The 19302-nt window shown below is 71.9% G+C and carries 14 protein-coding genes; 8 read left to right on the top strand and 6 right to left on the bottom strand.

The window, feature by feature from the left end:
• The first annotated feature begins 34 nt into the window (after nucleotides 1-34).
• Entirely contained in the window at nucleotides 35-1087 is a 1053-nt protein-coding gene (locus ACFYM6_RS16595) for an FtsX-like permease family protein (RefSeq protein ID WP_387276271.1), read from the top strand.
• Complete coding sequence (locus ACFYM6_RS16600) at nucleotides 1084-1797, top strand: ABC transporter ATP-binding protein (protein ID WP_387276274.1); 714 nt, start codon at nucleotides 1084-1086, stop codon at nucleotides 1795-1797. Before ACFYM6_RS16595 ends, ACFYM6_RS16600 begins: the two co-directional genes overlap by 4 nt.
• Before the next feature lie 29 nt (nucleotides 1798-1826).
• On the opposite strand, the gene ACFYM6_RS16605 is transcribed toward ACFYM6_RS16600, so the two are convergent.
• Both ACFYM6_RS16605 and ACFYM6_RS16610 read right to left on the bottom strand, forming a co-directional pair.
• Nucleotides 1827-2912 carry a prenyltransferase gene (locus ACFYM6_RS16605; protein WP_387276276.1) on the bottom strand — a complete coding sequence of 362 codons (1086 nt, stop codon included), beginning with the start codon at nucleotides 2910-2912 and terminating at the stop codon, nucleotides 1827-1829.
• Between the two features lie 263 nt (nucleotides 2913-3175).
• Entirely contained in the window at nucleotides 3176-4360 is a 1185-nt protein-coding gene (locus ACFYM6_RS16610; RefSeq protein WP_387276278.1) for a peptidase M23, read from the bottom strand.
• Nucleotides 4361-4642: 282 nt separating this feature from the next.
• Between ACFYM6_RS16610 and ACFYM6_RS16615 the strand changes: the two genes are divergently transcribed.
• From ACFYM6_RS16615 to ACFYM6_RS16630, 4 genes are all read left to right on the top strand, one after another.
• The gene (locus ACFYM6_RS16615; protein ID WP_387276280.1) at nucleotides 4643-7225 is read left to right on the top strand and encodes an SDR family oxidoreductase; all 2583 of its coding nucleotides are present in this window, start codon (nucleotides 4643-4645) and stop codon (nucleotides 7223-7225) included.
• Nucleotides 7226-7348: 123 nt separating this feature from the next.
• Nucleotides 7349-7759, top strand: a complete 411-nt coding sequence (locus ACFYM6_RS16620; RefSeq protein ID WP_387276281.1) for a hypothetical protein — start codon at nucleotides 7349-7351, stop codon at nucleotides 7757-7759.
• Between the two features lie 16 nt (nucleotides 7760-7775).
• Entirely contained in the window at nucleotides 7776-8372 is a 597-nt protein-coding gene (locus ACFYM6_RS16625; protein WP_387276282.1) for a cell wall protein, read from the top strand.
• Nucleotides 8373-8446: 74 nt separating this feature from the next.
• Nucleotides 8447-9313 carry a MauE/DoxX family redox-associated membrane protein gene (locus tag ACFYM6_RS16630; protein WP_387276284.1) on the top strand — a complete coding sequence of 289 codons (867 nt, stop codon included), beginning with the start codon at nucleotides 8447-8449 and terminating at the stop codon, nucleotides 9311-9313.
• 81 nt (nucleotides 9314-9394) lie between these two features.
• Here ACFYM6_RS16630 and ACFYM6_RS16635 read toward each other — a convergent pair whose 3' ends face one another.
• On the bottom strand, nucleotides 9395-10414 hold the full coding sequence (locus tag ACFYM6_RS16635) for an ornithine cyclodeaminase family protein (RefSeq protein WP_387276286.1): 1020 nt from the start codon (nucleotides 10412-10414) through the stop codon (nucleotides 9395-9397).
• Between the two features lie 57 nt (nucleotides 10415-10471).
• On the opposite strand from ACFYM6_RS16635, the gene ACFYM6_RS16640 reads away from it, so the two are divergent.
• Nucleotides 10472-11179 (top strand): histidine phosphatase family protein, encoded by a 708-nt coding sequence (locus ACFYM6_RS16640; protein ID WP_387276288.1) that lies wholly within the window; start codon nucleotides 10472-10474, stop codon nucleotides 11177-11179.
• Here the strand turns inward: ACFYM6_RS16640 and ACFYM6_RS16645 are convergent.
• Nucleotides 11089-12360, bottom strand: coding sequence for a barstar family protein (locus ACFYM6_RS16645; protein ID WP_387276290.1), 1272 nt, complete (start codon nucleotides 12358-12360; stop codon nucleotides 11089-11091). The genes ACFYM6_RS16640 and ACFYM6_RS16645 overlap by 91 nt on opposite strands.
• 298 nt (nucleotides 12361-12658) lie before the next feature.
• Between ACFYM6_RS16645 and ACFYM6_RS16650 the strand changes: the two genes are divergently transcribed.
• Complete coding sequence (locus ACFYM6_RS16650; RefSeq protein WP_387276292.1) at nucleotides 12659-16999, top strand: ExeM/NucH family extracellular endonuclease; 4341 nt, start codon at nucleotides 12659-12661, stop codon at nucleotides 16997-16999.
• A 159-nt stretch (nucleotides 17000-17158) separates the two neighbouring features.
• On the opposite strand, the gene ACFYM6_RS16655 is transcribed toward ACFYM6_RS16650, so the two are convergent.
• Together ACFYM6_RS16655 and ACFYM6_RS16660 are read right to left on the bottom strand one after the other, a co-directional pair.
• Nucleotides 17159-17425 (bottom strand): GlsB/YeaQ/YmgE family stress response membrane protein, encoded by a 267-nt coding sequence (locus tag ACFYM6_RS16655; RefSeq protein ID WP_387276294.1) that lies wholly within the window; start codon nucleotides 17423-17425, stop codon nucleotides 17159-17161.
• Nucleotides 17426-17554: 129 nt separating this feature from the next.
• On the bottom strand, nucleotides 17555-18622 hold the full coding sequence (locus ACFYM6_RS16660) for a sporulation protein (RefSeq protein WP_387276296.1): 1068 nt from the start codon (nucleotides 18620-18622) through the stop codon (nucleotides 17555-17557).
• Nucleotides 18623-19302: the final 680 nt, after the last annotated feature.

A 19302-nucleotide genomic window follows, 5' to 3' on the forward strand; every position in this document is an offset into this window, starting at 1 on the left:
TGGCACCGTCGGTGCTGGCGGGAAGGCTTGTGGCATGTTCATCGCAGTACGTGACCTTCGATTCGCCCGGGGCCGGTTCGCCCTCCTGGGCACCGTCATCGCGTTGATGACGTTGATGGTGGTTCTGCTGACCGGGCTGACCGCGGGGCTGGGGGCGGCCAGCGTGTCGGCGGTGGCGGCACTCCCCGTCGACCACCTCTCGTTCCAGCAGCCAACCGACGGCCAACAGGTGTCCTTCGCCACCAGCACCCTACCGGCGGACTCGGCAGCCACCGTGGCGGCGCAGCCAGGGGTCACCGCCGCATGGCCACTCGGCGTGTCGACCACCCGCCTCCAAGCCGACGGCGGGGCCACGACGGTGACCCTGATCGGCGGCGCTCCCGAGTTGTACCCGGCAGTACGGCAGGGCCGGGCACCAAGCGGCGCCGAGGTGGCCCTCACCGCCGATCTGGCCGATGCGCAGTCGGTGTCGGTCGGCGACCTCGTCGCCGTCGCCGGGCAGCGGGTCACGGTCGCCGCGGTCGTGGCCACCACCTCGTTCAACCATCTGCCCGTCGTGTACGCCCCGATCAGCACCTGGCAGGACCTGGCCCGGACGGACAGCATCACCGCCGTCGCCTCGACCGGCGGCGATGCGGCTGGCGCCGCCGGCGTCACGACCGTCAGCCGCGACGAGGCGTTCACCGCGGTCGGCGGCTACGCCTCCGAGCAGGGCTCGCTCAACCTGATGCGGGGCCTGCTGCTGGCGGTCTCCGCCCTGGTTGTCGGCGCCTTCTTCGCCGTCTGGACCATGCAACGCGGCACCGACCTGGCGGTGGTCCGCGCGCTCGGCGGCAGCCGCGCCTACCTGCTGCGCGACGCCCTCGCCCAGGCCGGGATCGTCCTGCTGGTGGGTGCCGCCGTCGGTGCCGGCGCCGCCGCCGGCCTGGGTGCGGTGACCGCCCGGGTGGTGCCGTTCGTCCTGGATGCCACCACGATCGCCGTCCCGCTCGCGGCGATGGTCGCCGTCGGCGCGCTCGGCGCCGCCTTCTCCGTCCGCCGGGTCAGCACCGTGGACCCGCTCACCGCCCTGGGGGCAGCCCGATGACTCTCACCCTGACCGATGTCCGCCTCACCTACCCCGACGGGGACCGCCGCCTGATCGCACTCGACGCCGTCAACCTGCGGATCGCCGCGGGTGAACTGGTGGCGGTGACCGGGCCGTCCGGCTCCGGCAAGTCCAGCCTGCTGGCGGTCGCCGGCGCGCTGACCAGCCCGGAATCCGGCACGGTACGGATCGAGGACATCGACGTCACCTCGCTCGATCAGCAGGGCCGCGACCGGCTCCGGCGCGAACGCATCGGCTTCGTCTTCCAGCAGGCCAACCTGCTGGCCTCGCTCACCACCCTCGACCAGCTCCTGCTCGTCGCGCACCTGTCCGGCGGGTCCCGGCGCTCGGCCGAGGCCCGCGCCCGCGCGTTGCTCGACCGGGTAGGTCTCGGCGGCAAGGCGCACAAGCGCCCACACCAGCTGTCCGGCGGGGAACGTCAGCGCGTCGGGGTCGCCCGCGCGTTGATGGGTGCCCCCGCCCTGCTGCTGGTCGACGAACCCACCTCCGCGCTCGATCACGATCGCGGCGCGGTCGTGGTGCGGCTGCTGCGCGACATCACCCACGAGCAGCAGGTGGCTACCGTCCTGGTCACCCACGACCTGCAGTACCTGCACCTGGCCGACCGGACCGTGGCGATGCGGGACGGCCGGGTGTGCTCGCCGGCTGAAGTCAGTCCGCCCTCGCCCGCCGCCGTCCCGGGCCGCTGACGTCAGTCGTAACCCGATCCTTTTCCACCTCAGGCCGGCGCGCGGCGCGCCAACCACAGGCGGTGGGCGAACAGGGCGACGTAGCCTGCGAGGACCGCGCCGAGCACGGCCAGTGCGCCGGTGTCGGCGGACCGCCGCGCCGCGTCCAGGATCATGCCGAGCATCGCCGCCGCGACGATCAGGGACACGTGGTTGGAGGCCCAGAAGACCACCGGCGTCATCCGCCTGGCGTCGAGGTCGCGCATCGCGCCACGGCGCAGCTGCCGGACGAGCCAGATCGACAGTGGCGCGGTGGCGGCCATGACGGCCCAGACCAGCCACGGCACCCAACCGAGCAGCGCGAAGGCGGTGAGCATCGCGTACGCGATGGGCTGCGCGGCGACGATCAGGCGCACCGCCGGCTGGTAGCCGACGATGACCGGCAGGGTGCGCTTGCCGACCGCGGCGTCCGATCGGCGGTCACCCAGGTTCATCACCATCATCCGCGCCACCTGCAGCATCGCCGTGGGTGCCAGCACGGCCACCAGCAGCATCGGCACGGTGCCGGTCTGGAGCACCACGGCGACCGCGGGCCAGAGTCCGTTGAGGATCGCGGCCACCGTCAGCTCGCCCGCGCCTCGATAGTTCAGCCGCACCGGCGGTGCGGTGTAGAACCAGGCCAGCACCACGGCCGCGGTGGCGAGCAGGCGTGCCGGCCAGGACGGCATGACCGCCACCATCAGGGTGGACACGCTGAACAGTACGAACGCGGCGCCGAGCGACACCACGGGCGCGACCGACCCGTCCACCAGGGCCCGGCTGCCGCCCGTCCACGGCGTGAAGTAGACGTTCGCGCGGTCGGCCTCGAGGTCGAAATACTCGTTGCAGTAGTGGGTCATCACGTGGACGGTCCACGCGAACAGCTGGGCGACCGCGTACCAGGTGATGTCGAGCGGGTGGCCCTGGTGCACCGAGACCGCCACGGCGAGGCCCACCGGCAGGAGGTTGTAGAGCAGGAAGCGGAGCCGGGCGAGTCGGAGGAAACCCTTCCAGCTGGTCCGGTCCGGCCGGCGGTCAGGATCGGTGCCAGCGTGGTGAGTGTCCGGCAGCAGGCTCGGCTCCAGCATCGCACCCATCGACATACGCCTCCCCGTAATCAGTCCGCTACAGAACCCTATGGGGCGGGCGTCGGGAAGGGACAGGGTGTGTCAGGAAGGTAACTGTCTCCTACGTGCGCGGGCTGCGCGTCCACTCGCTCACAGCCAGGCCAGGGCGCCCTGCGCCGGCGACCCGACGGTGCGGGTGGGATGCCCCGCACCGTCGGGTCGGCTCGCGCCTGCGCCGGTCCGGCCTCTCGCGAAGCCGGCACGGTCGCCCGGCCGCGGCTGCGGAGCGACGGTCAGCAGTATCCGTTGACGGCGCCGCTGCTGCCGGTCCAGAGATAGGCGTCGGACACCCAGGTGCCGTCGGTGAGCTTGTTCCACAGTGCCGTGGTGCCCCATCGGCCGCTGTGTGTGGTGCCGTTCGCCGAGCAGGCGATGCTCACCGTCGCACCGTCGGCGACCGATCCGGCGATCCCGTAGCCGGTGCCGGGTCCGGTGCGCCGGTTGACCGAGCCGCCTCCGTTGGCGTCCACCACACCCTGGGTGAAGCCGAGCGCACCGTAGTTGTAGAGCGCCCCGCCGACGTTCACCTGGGCCGAGCCGTGCAGCGCGTACCCCTGGTAGGTGGCGCCGCCCGGGATGATGACCCACTTGCCGAGGTTGTGGCCGTGCATCGGCACGTAGGCGTTGTTCTGCCGCAGCGCGAAGTGCACGTGCCGGCCGCTCGCGGCGCCGCCGCAGGTCACGTCCGTGCCGGTGTCCCCGAGGTAGGCTCCCTCGCCGATTCCCGCGCCGTTGACGTTGATGCTGTTCCACAGGTGGTAGTAGTCGGTGGCGTAGCCGCGGTCGTGGATCACCCGGATCCAGCCCCGGCACATGGTGTACGCGGTGCCGCCGCGTGCCGCCAGCACCCGCTGGTCGCCGCCGGCCAGGTCGATCGCGCTCCACGGGCTCTCGCTGCCGCCCCAGCCGTGGGGTCCGCCGGTGAGATACCAGGACTGGCCGATTCCGTACGGCAGTCGCATGCCGGTGCGGTAGTCGCCACCGGCGTACATCGGCGTCACCGCGGTGAACACCTGCTTCTCGCGGTCGGAGACCACCGCCGCGGGTGCCGCTGCGGCCAGGTCGGCGAAGGCCGGTTCTCCGTCGAACGCGATCTGCCAGCCGCGGTCCTGCGCCCGGGCCACGAACAGCCAGCCGGCCGGGTAGGCGTCCTCCTGCTGCGGCGCGACGACGACGGCGGTGCCGAAGGCCCAGCGCTGGCCGGCTCGCCGGGTGATGTTCACCCGGGTGTCGGACGCGTCGGCGGCACGCAGCGCCGGCTCCGTCTTCAGGCTGGCCTGCTGGAGCAGCTTCGCGGTGACGGCGGTGGTCACGTCGGTCGACGGGGCCGCCTGGGCGGCGGTGGGACTGGCGGTGAGCAAGCTCGCGCCGAGCAGTGACGCGGCGGCGACACCGAGCGCGATCCGGAGATGGGGCATGGGTCCTCCTTCACCAAGGGGTGGGAGGGAGGCTAGCCATTCTATCGATGCATGTCTACGCCTGTGGTCAACTCGGGTCCGGCCCGCCCGGGTGGTCGGCTCACCCGTTGGGCCGGCATCCGCCCCGGCTCGGTCGAGCCGCCGAGCCCGTTCGGGGAGACCGCGGGCGAGCCGTTCGGCCAGGACGACTGGCAGCTGTCCGACAAGAGCGCGACTCGCCCCGCAGCCGCACCTAGCTTCGCCGGTAATCACAGACTGTTGCGGTGGGTGGGGGGATTCATCTTGAACAGAACACACATCGTCACCGGCGGCACCGGGTTCGTCGGGCTGGCGCTCGTCCTGGAGTTGCTGCGGCGTACCGACGACGACGTGGTGTGCCTGGTGCGGCCCGGTGCACAGGATCCGGACGCGCGGCTGCGCAGCCTGCTGACCGCGGCGGCGCACGCCTACGGCCAGCACATCGACCTCGACGGGCGGGTGCGTACCGTCGCCGGCGACATCACCCGGCCGGACTGCGGCCTGGCCGAGCCGGTCCGCGGCCCGATCGCGGACTTCTGGCACAGTGCCGCCTCGCTGCGCTACGAGGAGTCCGCCGCGGCGGAGATCTTCGCCACCAACGTCGACGGCACCCGGCATGCGCTCGCCCTCGCCGACCGGCTCGGCGCCGCCTCGTTCAACTACGTCAGCACGGCCTACGTCGCGGGCACCCGCGACGGGGTGATCACCGAGCGCCTCATCGCGCCCGACAGCAACAACAACGCGTACGAGCGCAGCAAGGCCACCGCCGAGGCACTGGTCCACGGCCACGCCGGCACCGCGACCCGCATCCTGCGGCCCAGCATCGTGGTCGGCCACCGCGGCACGCGAGCGGTCGTCGGCAGCTACACCGGGATGTACGGCTTCCAGCGCCGGCTCGCCGTGTTCGCGCAGAGTCTGTCGATGCGCGCGCCGCAGCGCCTGCGCCGGCCCGTGCGGATGCTGGTGGACCCGGGCACGCCGCTGAACTTCATTCCCGTCGACGCGTTGGTCGAGCAGATGATCGGCATCGCCGCGTCGGGCAGCCCGGAACGGATCTTCCATCTCACCAACTCGACCCCGCCGGCCGCCGGCGACGTGCTGCGGCGGATCTTCGCGCTGGCTGGGCTGCCCGAGCCGGAGTACGTCACCGACCCGGCCGAGCTCGACGACACGGACCGGGCGTTCGCCATGGGCATCGAGTTCTACCGCTCGTACCTGGTCGGCGAGAAGCTCTTCGACCGGGTCAACAGCGACCGGGCGCTGGGCCAGCCCGACGCGGGGACGATGCCGTTCCCCGACGACGAGATCACCGCCTACGCCCGCTGGTACCTGGACAACGTCCAGCGCCGCCGGCAGCCGGGGCGGCACCGGGCGGAGCCCGCCCGCTCCGCCCGACCCGCGCCGGGCGCCGCACCGCAGCCGGCTGATCCGGTCCGGATCGTCCTGCTCGGCGCCGGTTACACGTCGGTGTGGGCGTACAAGTCGCTGCGGCGGCGGCTGGGCCGGCAGTTGCGCCGGGGCGCGGTGGAGATCGTCTTCGTGGACCCGCTCGGCTACCACTCGTACCACGGTTTCACCGCCGAGGTGCTCGGCGGCATCATCGCCGAGGGGCATGAACGGAGCCCGCTGCGGACGACCTGCCCGCGGGCGCGGCTGGTCCGGGGCACCGCGCAGCACGTCGACCTGGCCCGCCGCGAGGTCGCCGTGGCGCTGACCGGCACCCCGGGAGAGACGCTGACCCTGCGCTACGACCACCTGGTCGTCGGCTGTGGCAGCCACGACGACCTGGCTCGGGTGGCGGGGCTCGCCGAGCACGGCTGGTCGCTGAAGAACCCGGGCGGGTCCGCTGCCGTGCGGGAGCGGTTGCTGACGCAGGTGGAGCTGGCCGACGCGAGCGCGGACGAGCAGATCCGGCGGGGCCTGCTCAGCGTGGTCGTGGTCGGGGGCGGCTTCACCGGCGTGGAGATGTCGGCCACGGTCGCCGAGATCTTCCGCAGTCTGCGCCCTCGCTACCGGGTGCTGCGCGAGGTCGAGCCGCAGGTGCACCTCGTGCACGGCGGTCCCGATCTGCTGCCGCAGCTGCGTCCCCGGTTCGGCCGGCTGGCCGGCTATGCGCACCGCCAGCTCGTGCGGGCGGGCGTGCGGGTGCACCTGGGCACCCGTGTGGCGCGGGTCGACGAGGACGGCGCGTACCTCGATGACGGGTCGGTGCTCGCCAGCCGCCTGGTGGTGTCCACGTTGGGCCAGGCGGTGGCCCCGGTGCCGGGCACGGAGTCGCTGGAGTCGCGCGACGGCCGCCTGGTCACCGACGAATACCTGCGAGTACGCGGCGACGGCGGGCGGGTCTGGTCCGGTGGCGACCATGCCCACATGGTGCACCCGGTCAAGGGGGAGCCCTGCCCGGCCAACGCATTGTGGGCGATCAAGCACGGCGGATGGATCGGCGGGAACATCGCGGCGACGCTGCGCGGCCGGACACCGCGCAGGTTCACCTACCGCGGGCTCGGGCAGGCGGCGAGCCTGGGCGTCGGCAAGGGCGCCGTCGAACTGTACGGGGTGCAGGTCACCGGCTGGCTCGGCTGGTTGATGCGGGCCGGGTTCTTCCTCTGGTTCATGCCCTCGCGGCGGCAGGCGATACGCAGCCTCGTGGACCTGCTCGGCGCGCCCGTTCTTGGCCGGCGCCTGACCGCGCTGGCGGCCTCCGAGCAGTCGGTCCGGGCGGGCAGCTCGGAGCGGCTCGCGGTGCTGAGCCAGCCGCCCCGTCCGCCCCGGCAGCGTGATGAGCAACCGCCTCGCCAGCGCGACGGCAGCGAGCACGAGCAGCTTCCCCAGCCGGAGCCGCGGTAGGACTTGCCGCGCCCGTAGGAAATCTTCCCCTAGGCCGTTGACTTCGGTGATTTTCAACACAACAATCGCCATCAATATCGACGGCTATCGTTGTCGATCGGCAACCTCGGGAAGGAGGTACCCATGGCGGCTCTGCAAGGCGAGATGTCGTGGTTCTGCTGCGGCAGCGCCTGGGGTCCCTGCGGCACCGCGGGCGGCGGCGCCTGCGGCACCTGTAAATCCGGCAACTACCAGCACGCCTGGCCCAACGCCTCGGACGCATGCTTCTCCATCACCCGCCCGGACGCCTGCGGCGTCAGCATGTCCCGCCGCACCTGCGGCTTCCGGCACTACACCACCAACCCCTGCAGCGGCAAGCGGGTCGGCACCACGATCGCCGACTGCGGCCCGCAGACCGACCTGTGGTGCGGCGAGCGCAGCTGCTGCGGCGCGTCCTGCGGCACCAACCGGATCATCGACCTGACGCCCGCGGCGTACAGCGCGATCGCCAGTCTCTCCACCGGGCTGCGGCCCTGCTCGGTCGACACGGTCTGAACGGGAGGGCAGCACGATGAAGCAGACCCTGGACCGCCGCCGACTGCTCGCCACCGCCGCGCTCGGTGGCCTGATCGGCGCCACCGGCCTCGGCTCACTCGCCCCCGAGGCAGCCTTCGCCGCCGAGGCCGCGACCGTCGAGCCCGGCGCTCCGGATCCGAACTTCGCGGAGGGCCGGATCAGCAAAATCTCCGGCAGCATGCTGCTGGTAACCGGCTCGGACACCGTCCTGCACTCGATCCGGATCACCGACGGCACGAGCATCTGGAAACTGCACCCGACCACGTTCGACCAGGTGGCCGTCGGCGACGGGCTCTACGCCCGCGGCCTGCGCCTGCCCGACGGCACCCTCGCCGCGGACTCCGTCTGGGTCAACATCGTCAACCTGCACGCACACATCGCGTCGGTCGGCCGCAACATGCTGCACCTCGACCACAAGGGCCACCGGATCGTGGGGCACGTGGTGCCGGGTCGCTCCGCCGCGGTCTACAACGGCACCCCCGCGATCAGCGACATGTCGCTGCTGCGCGTCGGCCGGCACGTCCAGGTGCTCGGCGCCTGGCACCCGGACACCAACGAGATCGACATCGCCACCGTCTACGCCGCCGCCTGACCGGCAACCCCCGGGCGGTGCGCCGCCGCGCACCGCCCGGGCGCCGCCCGCCGGCCAACCCGATGGAGGAACCCATGATCGAAGTGCTCGCGGCGCTGCAACCGCTGGTCATCGGTGCGGTGCTGATCTGGTCCGCGCGCATCAAGCTGTTCAGCCGGCACGCCGCCGCGGCCGCCAACCGGTCGGCGCTCGTCCGCCTGATCGGGCAACGCCGGGCGCTGCCCGCGTACCGGGTGCTCGGCGGCATCGAACTGACCCTCGGCGCGCTGCTCCTACTACCACCCGCGCTGCGGCTGGAGGCGATCGCCGCGACCGGACTGGCCGTCGGCTTCCTCGCCTACCTGACCTACGCCCGCCGCGTGGCACCGACCTCCTCCTGCGGCTGCCTGAGCGCGCAATCGACCCCCGTCTCCGGCCGCAGCCTCGCCCGGGCCGGCCTCCTGGTGGCGGCGGGCGCCCTCGCCGGGCTGGCCGCCGGCGGCTGGTGGACGGCACTCACCGCCCGGCCGCTGGCCGGCGCCGCCGTGCTGCTCGCCGAACTCGCGCTGGTGGTGGCGCTCTCGCCGGAGCTGGACGCGGCCTGGCTGCTACCGCTGCGCCGGCTGCGCGCCCAGCTCACCCACCCGCTGCGGGGCGGCTCCGGCGTACCGCTGCTCGCCACCGTGCAGCAGCTCCAGCTCAGCGAATCCTACCGGCGAGTAGCGCCGCTGCTCCGCTCCGACGTCCGGGAGCACTGGGACGACGGCGACTGGCGCTTCGTCGGGCACGCCGCGCTCTACCAGGGGCGTCCGGTGACCGCGGTGTTCGCCGTGCCACTGGCCGCCCCGGAGCCGGACGCGGTGCGGGTCGCCGTGGTGGACGACGCCACCGGGGAGACCCTGCTGAGCCTCGCCGGCACCCCGCAGCCCGCCGGCCCCCGGCTCGCCGTCGTCCCGGCGTAGGAGGCGGTCAGCGGCCAACTCGTGAACCAGGCGGGATCACCAGAGCTTGGTGATCCCGCCTGGTTCGGACGGGCGATCCGCTTACGCCACACCGGGGGCCGGGTCGGCGGGCCGCATCGGGGATCGCCCGGCGAGGTGGGTGCGGTAGATCTCGACGGCGACGACGAGGTCCTGCCACGGCATGCCGGTCCCCTTGAACAGCCGCGGCCCGCCGACGGGCACCCGCGCGCGGCCGGTCACCACGTCGCGCAGCGGATACAGGTCCTCGGCCCGGACTACGCCGGCGGAGAGCGGTATGACGATGTCACCCGCCTCGAGCCGGGTGCTGGCGAGCGACTCGACGACGACCCGGGAGCGGGCGACGAGCGTGTCATCCACCTCCCGGCTGTGTGGCGAGTGCGAGCCGATCGCGACGACGACGGCGTCGCCCTTGACCAGCGCGCCGTCGAAAAGCGGCGTCGCCGCACTGGTACAGCAGCAGATGACGTCCGCCCCCGTCACCGCCTCCGTGCACGAGCCGGGATCGAACGCCCGCACCGGAACCCCCCTGCCGTCCAACCGCGCCGCGAGCCGTTCGCGCCGCGGGCCGTCCCTGCCCACGATCGCGACCTCGCTGATCTCGTACAACGCGAGCATCGCTTCGACGTGGGCACGCGCCTGGGGACCGGTGCCGAAGACCGTCAGCCGCAGCGGGGCCGCAGGCGCCCCGGGCAGCAGGTGCCGCACCGCGAGCGCGGACACCGCGGGGGTACGCAGGTTCGTCAGCGCGGTGCCGTCGATGAGGGCCGCCGGCCGCTGTCCCGGGCCCTCGAAGAGGACGAACGCGCCCTGGATCAGCGGCAGGCCCCGGCGAGCGTTGTCCGGGGTGCTGGTGAGCAGCTTGCAGCCGGTGAACTCCCCTCGCGTGGCGGGCATGACCAGCAGCTCGCCGGCCTGCGTGGCCACCCGCGAGCGGGGTGTCTCCCGTTCCGGATCGAGCCCCGCGCGAAGCGCGGCCTCCAGGGCGTCCACCGCGACCCGGACCGAGGTCTCCGCAACAGCCTCCTCGGAAATCAACTGCAGGCCGCCGAAGGAGCCGGGCGGGCGGGTTGACTCGGTCACGGGGGCCTCCGGTGGCGGATGGACGACGGGACCCCAGCAGGTTAAGGCCCCGAGCGGTTGCGGCTGCCCGTCGCACGTCCCGTCCTGCCGGTAGCCTCGCCCCATGCCCACCGAGATCGTCTTCGAGACGCACTCCTGAGTGAGGACAACGACCGGGGGCTTGCCACGGGCTGGCTGCCCGGCCGGCTTTCCGGCAAGGGACGAGCACTGGCGGCTGAACTCGGCCGGCGCAGGCGGGACGACAGCATCCATGCGGTCTTCGCCTCCGACCTGCATCGGGCTGCGGAGACGGCCGCCATCGCCTTCTCGGGAACCCCGATACCGGTGCTGCATGACTGGCGCCTGCGGGAATGCGACTACGGGGAGCGCAACGGCATGCCGGCCGCCGAGCTGCACGAGCACCGCGACCGGTACCTCGACGAGCCCTACCCCGGCGGCGAGAGCTGGCGGCAGGCCGTACACCGGGTTCGGCGTTTCCTCGATGACCTGCCCCTCCGGTGGGCCGGCCGGCGGGTCCTGGTGATCGGGCACGTCGCCACCCGGTGGGGCCTCGACCACTGGATCGACGGGGTCCGGCTGGAGGACCTGATCGACGCCGATTTCGCCTGGCGGGAGGGCTGGGAGTACCGGTTGGACGAGGCTCACGACCGGCTCGACCGGACGTCGGCCCTCCCTCAACGCAGCTCCACCTCGACGCCGCCGGCGGCCAACAGCGCAAGCAGGTCGTCCAGGGTGACCGCCGGCGCCCAGCTGCGCCGGTCGTAGCCGGCGACCATGCGCGCGCGAGCCACTGCGGAGTCGTGCCAGACCAGGCGGAACGGCGGCGCGGCACCCCACCCGCCGCGCAGGCAGTCGATCAGCGCGTCGAGATTCCAGCCGAAGTAGCCGCCTGGACCGTTGACCGCCTCCCCGATCGCGCAGTAGAAGCCCTCGACGTCGGTGACGTGCCGGCCGTCGAGGTGGTATGTAATCCCGGCGGGGCGGTCCGGGGCCCGCTGCCGGTGGCACAGGGCCGCGCCCGCCCACTGGTGCCGCAACTCGCGGTCATGGCCCGCCCACTCGCCCCGCTGGCGTGGCGGGCCGACGCGCCACCGCTCCCAGATCCGCCGCGCCCCCACCGGCATCGTCTGCACACCGGTGTCGAACGAGACATCGAGCAGTCCCTCGCCCAGCGCGGAGGAACGCACGTCGGTGACCGAGCCGTGCACGCCGCCACCGAGGGTCGACACGGCCACCCCGTCGACGGCCACGCTGAAGATCGAGGCGGTGATCCGGCGGCGGTGCCGCGCCCCGCCGGGATTGCCCGCGCCCCGGCGCAACGCGTCCAACGCGGCGCGCAGCGGCGGCTCGTGCCGGCAGCCACGCAGCGTCACCGGGTGCATCGGCGGCTCCGGGCGCTGCCGGAACACCCCCACCACGTCGAGGCAGTTGCCCAACTCCTCGTCGACGTCGCCGCTGAGCCGGTAGCCGGCCCCGTCGGGCGGCTCCGCCGGGGTCCTCGGCGAGTACCTCGGTTCGCGTCGGAGCCGACCGTCAAGGTCGACGTCGACGAGCCCCGGCCCGAGGGCCGACGGCCGGTGCCCGACCACGGTCAGGTCGAGCAAGTCCTCGGTGCAGGCGCAGCAGCCGACCGGAACGGGGTCGCACCCGCCAGCCGGCGGCCGATCGGGGTGATGCACCGCGTCGAGCACCACATTGCCCAGCCACGTCTCACCGGTGCCGTCCACCGCCGTCCGGAGCCGTCCGACGGGTACGCAGCCGAGCAGCGTGTACCTTTCCGCCGGCGCCGGAGGCGGCGGGTCGACGAACAGCCCGTCGATGTCCGCACACACCGCCACGGCCGTGTCCGGCTGACCCATCGAGTACTCGTCGATCAGCAACCACCGCAGCGGCACCGGCTGCTCCCACCGCCAGCGCAGCTCCCCCGGGGCATCCTCGTCGCTCACCCCCGCGACGATAAGGGGCCGCGAGGCGACCGGCGGACCCGAGCGCTGGCGCAGCGGCCGGTGAAGGCCGTGACCTGTATCGTCCGGGCGGAGCCGGCTCAGCCCGGCGTCCAGTGCGCCCGCTTTGGCGCTTAGCACACCCTTGTCCGATCTTCGTGACAATCCGGCCGACAGGCTAACGTGCTCCGTACGTCTGGTGGCTCCTGCGCGGACACCGATTGCCGTTAGGTTGCACCAGTCCATCCCCCTATCGAAGGCCCCAGCTTTGAAGCTCCGTAGCCAACGCAGATCACTCAGTGTGCTCGGCGTAGTCGTCACAAGCGGTGCGCTGGCCCTGACCAGCAGCGCTCCAGTCCTCGCCGCCGAATCGGCGGCCCCCTTCATCAGCGAAATCCACTACGACAACGCCGGTACCGACACCGGCGAGGCCATCGAGATCGAGGCGCCGGCCGGCTTCGATCTGACCGGCTGGCAGATCATCCTCTACAACGGAGCGAACAGTGCGGCGTACAACACCCGCACGCTGAGCGGCCCGGTGCCGGCGGCCGGTGTGGTCGTCGCCAACTACCCGACCGACGGCATCCAGAACGGCTCCCCCGACGGCGTCGCGCTGGTCTCCCCCACCGGCACGGTGGCCGAGTTCCTCACCTACGAGGGGACGTTCACCGCGGTCGGCGGCCCCGCCAACGGGATGACCGGGACCGACATCGGGGTCGCGGAGACCACGAACACCCCCGTCGGCCACTCGCTGCAGAAGATCAACGGAACCTGGAACGCCGAGGCGCCGAACACCTTCGGCGCCCGCAACGGCAGCGGCAACCCCGACCCGGGCCCGGGCCCGGACCCGGGCATCGGCTGCACCGTCACCGTCGACCGCACCATCGCGGAGGTCCAGGGCACCGGCACCGCCACGCCGCTGGCGGGCACCCGGGTCACCGTCGAGGGCGTGGTGACCGCCGACCACCGCACCGGTGGCTACAACGGCATGTACGTCCAGACCGCCGGCAGCGGCGGAGACCGTGCGGTCGCCGCCGGCACCGCCTCCGACGGCATCTTCATCTACCTGACGACCAACACCGCCAACCACCCGTCGGTCGCGATCGGCGACCGGGTGCGGGTCAGCGGCACCCCGAGCGAGTTCAACGGCTTCACCCAGCTGAGCATCGCCGCCAAGAGTGACGTGCAGATCTGCGCGCACGGCGCGACCCTGCCCGCCCCGGTCCCGGTCAGCCTGCCGCTGGCCGACGACGCCCGCGAGTCGGTCGAGTCGATGCTGGTGGCGCCGGTCGGCCAGTACACCGTCTCCGAGGTGTACAACACCAACCGGTACGGCGAGGTCGTGCTCGCCGCCGGTGACCGCCCGGCCCGGAACGCGACCGATGTCGCCCGCCCGGGCTCGGACGCCGCCAAGCAGGTGATCGCCGACAACAAGCTCCGCCGGGTCCTGCTCGACGACGGCAAGACCACTAACCTGGCCACCGCCGGGCAGCTGCCGCCGTACCTGTCGAAGGAGAACCCGCTGCGGGTCGGCGACTCGGTCGAGGCGTTCGGGCCGTCGGTGCTGTCGTACGGCTTCAACGAGTGGCGGCTGCAGCCGACCACCCCGGTCAGCGCGGACACTCCGTCGGTCGGCCGGACCACCTTCAAGGCCACCAACCCGCGTACCACGGGCCCGGCGAACGTCGGCGGGGACGTGCGGGTGGCCAGCTTCAACGTCCTCAACTACTTCGTCCACTTCGGCGGGGACGCCCGTGGCGCGGCGAACGAGGCCGCGCTGGCCAAGCAGGAGGCGAAGATCGTTGCGGCGATCAGCGCCCTGGGTGCCGACGTGGTGGGGCTCGAGGAGATCGAGAACTCGGTCCGGTTCGACGCAGGCGACCCGCAGCAGGCGCTGAAGCGCCTGGTCAACGCGCTCAACGCCAAGGACGGCACGGGCACCTGGGACTACGTCCGCAGCCCGGCCGAGCTGCCCACCCCGGCCCAGCAGGACTTCATCACCACGGCGATCATCTTCAAGCCGGCGAAGGTCCAGCCGAAGGGGCCGGCGCGCTCGGTCAACGACGAGAGCGTGTGGTTCAACGCCCGCGAGCCGATCGCGCAGACGTTCACCGCGGGGAAGATCTCCTTCACCGTGATCGTCAACCACCTCAAGTCCAAGAGCGGCACCGGGACCGGCGACAACGCCGACGCCGGTGACGGCCAGGGCAGCTGGAACGGCGACCGGGTCCGGCAGGCCACGGCGCTGACCGCCTTCGTCGACCGGGTCAAGGCCGACAGCGGCAGCGACGACGTGCTGCTGCTGGGTGACTTCAACGCCTACACCCAGGAGGACCCGATGCAGGTCCTCTACCAGGCCAAGTACCAGGACCTGAACGACACCGGCAAGGCCACCTACGTTTTCGGTGGCGAGTCCGGCTCGCTCGACCACGCCCTCGCCTCGCCGTCGCTGGCGTCGCGGGTCACCGGGGTCGACGTGTGGCAGATCAACGCGGTCGAGTCGTTCGCCTTCCAGTACGACGGGCTGGCCGCCTTCTACGAGGCGAACCCGTACCGGGCCAGCGACCACAACCCGGTCGTGGTGGGCATCAGCACCAGCGCGAAGCCGGTCAACCTGCAGCTGCTGAGCATCAACGACTTCCACGGCCGGCTGGAGTCCCCGGCCACCGTCGGTGGTCAGCCGGTCGGCGGCGCCGCTCAGCTCGCCGGCCTGGTGGGTCAGCTGCGCGCGCAGAACCCGAACACGGCGTTCGTCTCCGCAGGTGACAACATCGGCGCGTCCACGTTCATCTCGGCGATCGACGGGGACACCCCGACGATCGACGCGCTGAACGCCGCCGGGCTGGCCGCCTCGGCGGTCGGTAACCACGAGTTCGACAAGGGCATCGCCGACCTCACCGGCCGGGTGTCCGATCGGGCCGACTTCCCGTACCTCGGCGCCAACGTCTACCGCGGCGACACCCGGGCGCTGCCGGCGTACTCGGTCAGCACCGTGGGTGGGGTCCGGGTCGGCTTCGTCGGCGTCGTGACCGAGCAGACCGCATCGCTGGTCAGCCCGGACGGCATCGCCGGCCTGACCTTCCGCGACCCCGTCGCGGAGGCCAACCTGGTCGCCGGGCAGCTCAAGGACGGCAACCCGGACAACGGCGAGGCCGACGTGGTGGTGCTGCTCGCGCACGAGGGCGCGGCGACGGAGAACATCAACTCCGCCGACGCGCTGGCCAACGACCCGGTCTTCGGCAAGTTCACCCGGGTCAACGCCACCATCGACGCGATCTTCAGCGGCCACACCCACCAGCCGTACGCGTTCAAGGTCCCGGTGCCGGGGTCGGACAAGCTGCGCCCGGTGGTGCAGGCCGAGGACTACGGCAAGCGGCTGGGCAAGGTGACGCTCACCTTCGACCCGAACACGGGTTCGGTGACCGACGCCGCCGCGCAGCTGGTCGACGTGGTCGGCGCGCCGCAGGACGCGGCCGTGGCCGACATCGTGGCCGCCGCCAAGACCAAGGCCACCGAGCTGGGCAAGCAGCAGCTCGGTTCGATCAACGCGGACGTCAAGCGGGCCTACACCAACGGCAACGAGGACCGGGGCAAGGAGTCGGCGCTGGGCAACCTCATCGCCGACGTGCAGCTCGCCGGCACCAAGGACGCCGGCCGGGGCGGGGCGCAGATCGCGTTCATGAACCCGGGCGGCCTGCGGGCCGACCTGCTGTACCGGACCGACGGCACGGTGACCTACGCCGACGCCTTCGCCGTCCAGCCGTTCGCCAACGACGTGGTCACCAAGAGCTACACCGGCGCCCAGATCAAGCAGGTGCTGGAGGAGCAGTGGCAGCCGGACGGCGCGTCCCGCCCGGTGCTGTGGCTGGGTGTCTCGAAGGGGTTCAGCTACACCTACAACCCCGACGCGCCCAAGGGCTCGCGGATCACCTCGATCAAGCTCAACGGCACGCCGCTGGACCCGTCGGGCACCTACCGGGTCACGGTGAACTCGTTCCTCGCCGCCGGCGGTGACAACTTCACCACCCTCGGCCAGGGCACCAACCCGGCCACCACCGGCGACAACGACCTCACCATGCTGGTGAGCTACTTCGCCGCCAACTCGCCGGTCACCGCGGACACCCAGCCGCGCTCGGCGATCGGGCAGGCCGGTCCGCAGTGCACCACGACGATCACCGGCAAGTACAGCAAGGCGCTGGTGGTCACCGCCGGCCTGACCTGCCTGGAGAACGCCACGATCTCCGGCTCCGTCACGGTCAACCCGGGTGCCTCGCTGGTGGTCACCGGCGGCACCATCAGCGGACCGGTGTCCGCCACCCGCCCGGTGCTGTTCGACCTCTCCGGCGCCACCGTGTCCGGCTCGGTGACGGTGTCCGGCGCGACCGGCGGGCTGAGCATCAGCAAGGGCAAGGTGAGCGGCTCGGTGTCGATCACCGGCAGCACCGGTGGGGTACGGATCGACACGGTCACGGTCAGCGGTCCGGTCGCCGTCAACAGCAACACCGGCAGCCAGCCGGTGGTGGTCGCCGCGAACACCATCAGCGGGTCGCTGGGCTGCTCGGGCAACACCCCGGCCCCGGTGAACGACAGCCGGCCGAACGTGATCAAGGGCTCGGCCACGGGCCAGTGCGCGCGACTGTAGTCCGGATGTGATCCCCGGTCAGCGGCCGGAGCCTGCCAGGCTCCGGCCGCTGACCCGTTAGCGGGGCTATCGCGGCCGAGGCCCGCTTCGATGTGAGCGGCGGCCCGACAGCGGGCCGCCGGCCCGCCGTGGGATGGCGGGCCAGCGGCGTCGGGTGGTTCAGCGGCGGCGGCCGTAGGCGTTGGACGCGACCGAGACGCCGATCGCCGCGAAGATGACCTGCAGGGCCAGCTCGATCCAGTCGATGCCCCGGGTCTCCGCCACGCCGAACACCGTGGCGACGAAGGTGCCGAGGACCGCGGCGACCACGCCGATGAGCACCGTGAGCCAGATCGGGATGCTCTGCCGGCCGGGTACGACCAGCCGACCCAGCGCGCCGATGATCAGACCGATGACGATCGCGGAGAGGATGCCGGTGACTTCCACGAGTGCCTGCCTTCCGACGGATTGTCGCTGGCCTCGATCATCGCCGGGGCAGTCAAGTGGCCTCACCGGCGGGCCGTCGGAGGACGACGGGTGCCCCGACCCGGCGACCGGTTCGGGGCACCACCGGGGTCAGCCCTCGTCGCCGCCTTCCTCGTCGTCGCCGAACGAGTCGAAGGCCTCCTCGGCGATCATCCCGCCGGCGAAGCCGAGCGCCGCGCCGCCGGCCAGGCCGGCGGCGACGCCACCCATGCCGGAGCCGCGCCGCTCGTGGTGGTACTCCTCCTTGTAGTGGCCGCCCGGGTGACCGTAGCCGGGCGCGCCATAGGTGGGCTGCCCGTAGCCGGGCGGCGGGGGCGGCGGGTAGCCACCCGGCGTGCCGTACCCGGTGGGCTGACCGTAGCCGTGGCCGGCGTGCCGGCTGCGGTACTGGTCCAGGGCCTGGCGGACCCATCCGTCGACCTGGGCGGTCCAGTCGACCCGGTCGGCGTCGGCGTGGGCGACCTGGTAGCGGCCGTAGGAGTCGTGTCCGCCGCTGAACAGGCCACCGCGCTTGTCGAACTCCAGCACGACGTCGACGCCGTGTTCGTTGGTGACGAAGGTCAGCTCGACCTCGTTGACGCCCTGCGCGTACTGCGGGGCGGCGAAGTACTCGATCTCCTGATAGAAGGGCAGGCTCTGGTGCAGGCCATAGATGTGGCCGCGTTCCAGGTCGGCGCCCTTGAACTGGAACCCGAGCCGACCGAACGCCTCGAGGATGCGCTCCTGGACCGGCAGCGGATGTACGTACACCGGGTCGAGGTCGCCCTTGTCCACCGCGCCGCGGATGGCCACCTCGGTGCGCAGGCCCATGGCCATGCCGTGCAGCTGCTGCCCGTACAGGCTGGTCACCGGCGTCTCCCAGGGCATCGCCAGCTGGAACGGCAGCGACAGGTGCTGCCCCTCCCGCAGCAGCAGCCCGCCGGCGACACCGACCCGGTGGAACTCGACGAACGCGTCGTACTCCTCCCCCGCGCCCTGCATCTCCACCCGGGTGACCAACCCGACGGTGATCTGGTCGATCTGCACGTCATGGCTGCCGCCGACGAGGTTCACCTGCCCGCCCAGCGTCAGTCCCGGGCGGGTGTTGGGATTGGACAGAACCGTGTCGACGCTGGGTCCGCCCACCCCGAACGCGCCCAGCATCTTCTTGAACACCACTACGTCTCCCTCATCAGGCAGCGGACGACACCGACCCGGACGTGAAACGGCCGCGTCCGAACGCTTGTGTCGCAACAGGATCACCGACGTCCATAATGGATGCCATTGGCCGAGGAAGGTAGCAGCGCCACCTGAAAAGTAGCTGAGTGTGTTCGCTAAGTTACTGCGAGGCACTCTATTGTTCATGAATCCGCACCAGCAACCCCGCTCGCCCCCCACCCGGCGGCCGGCACTGGTTCCGGTACTAATCGCTGGCCAGCCCAACGGTCGGGCGGGCCGCATCTCTGACCGACGGACCACAGAGGCTTAGACCTCCATCTATCTGCCTAATTGCCCGGTTCTGCACGGAGTACTGCCCGTCGCCCGACTTTCCCGCACCTCGCGAAAGCCCGCATGAGTGTGACGGGCGCCACGCCCGACTTTCCGTTCGGAAGTCCTTTCTACGACAGCTCCCTCGAATTGCGACCACGCATTTCCCGCCAATGCGAACGGCGTCGTCCGATGAGCGACACCGCCACGGCCGGCCGCGCGGCTGCCGAGGTCGGGCCGGCCTGCTATGAGTCGGCGCACCACTGTCCGCGGCATGACAAACGACGCCGGACGTCCGACGTACGAGCCACCGAATCAGACGTTCGGACGGAGCGCGACCGCCGGTCGGTCGAATGCGTCGTGTTTGTAAA

The organism is Micromonospora sp. NPDC006431 (assembly GCF_042870725.1).
Taxonomy (GTDB): domain Bacteria; phylum Actinomycetota; class Actinomycetes; order Mycobacteriales; family Micromonosporaceae; genus Micromonospora.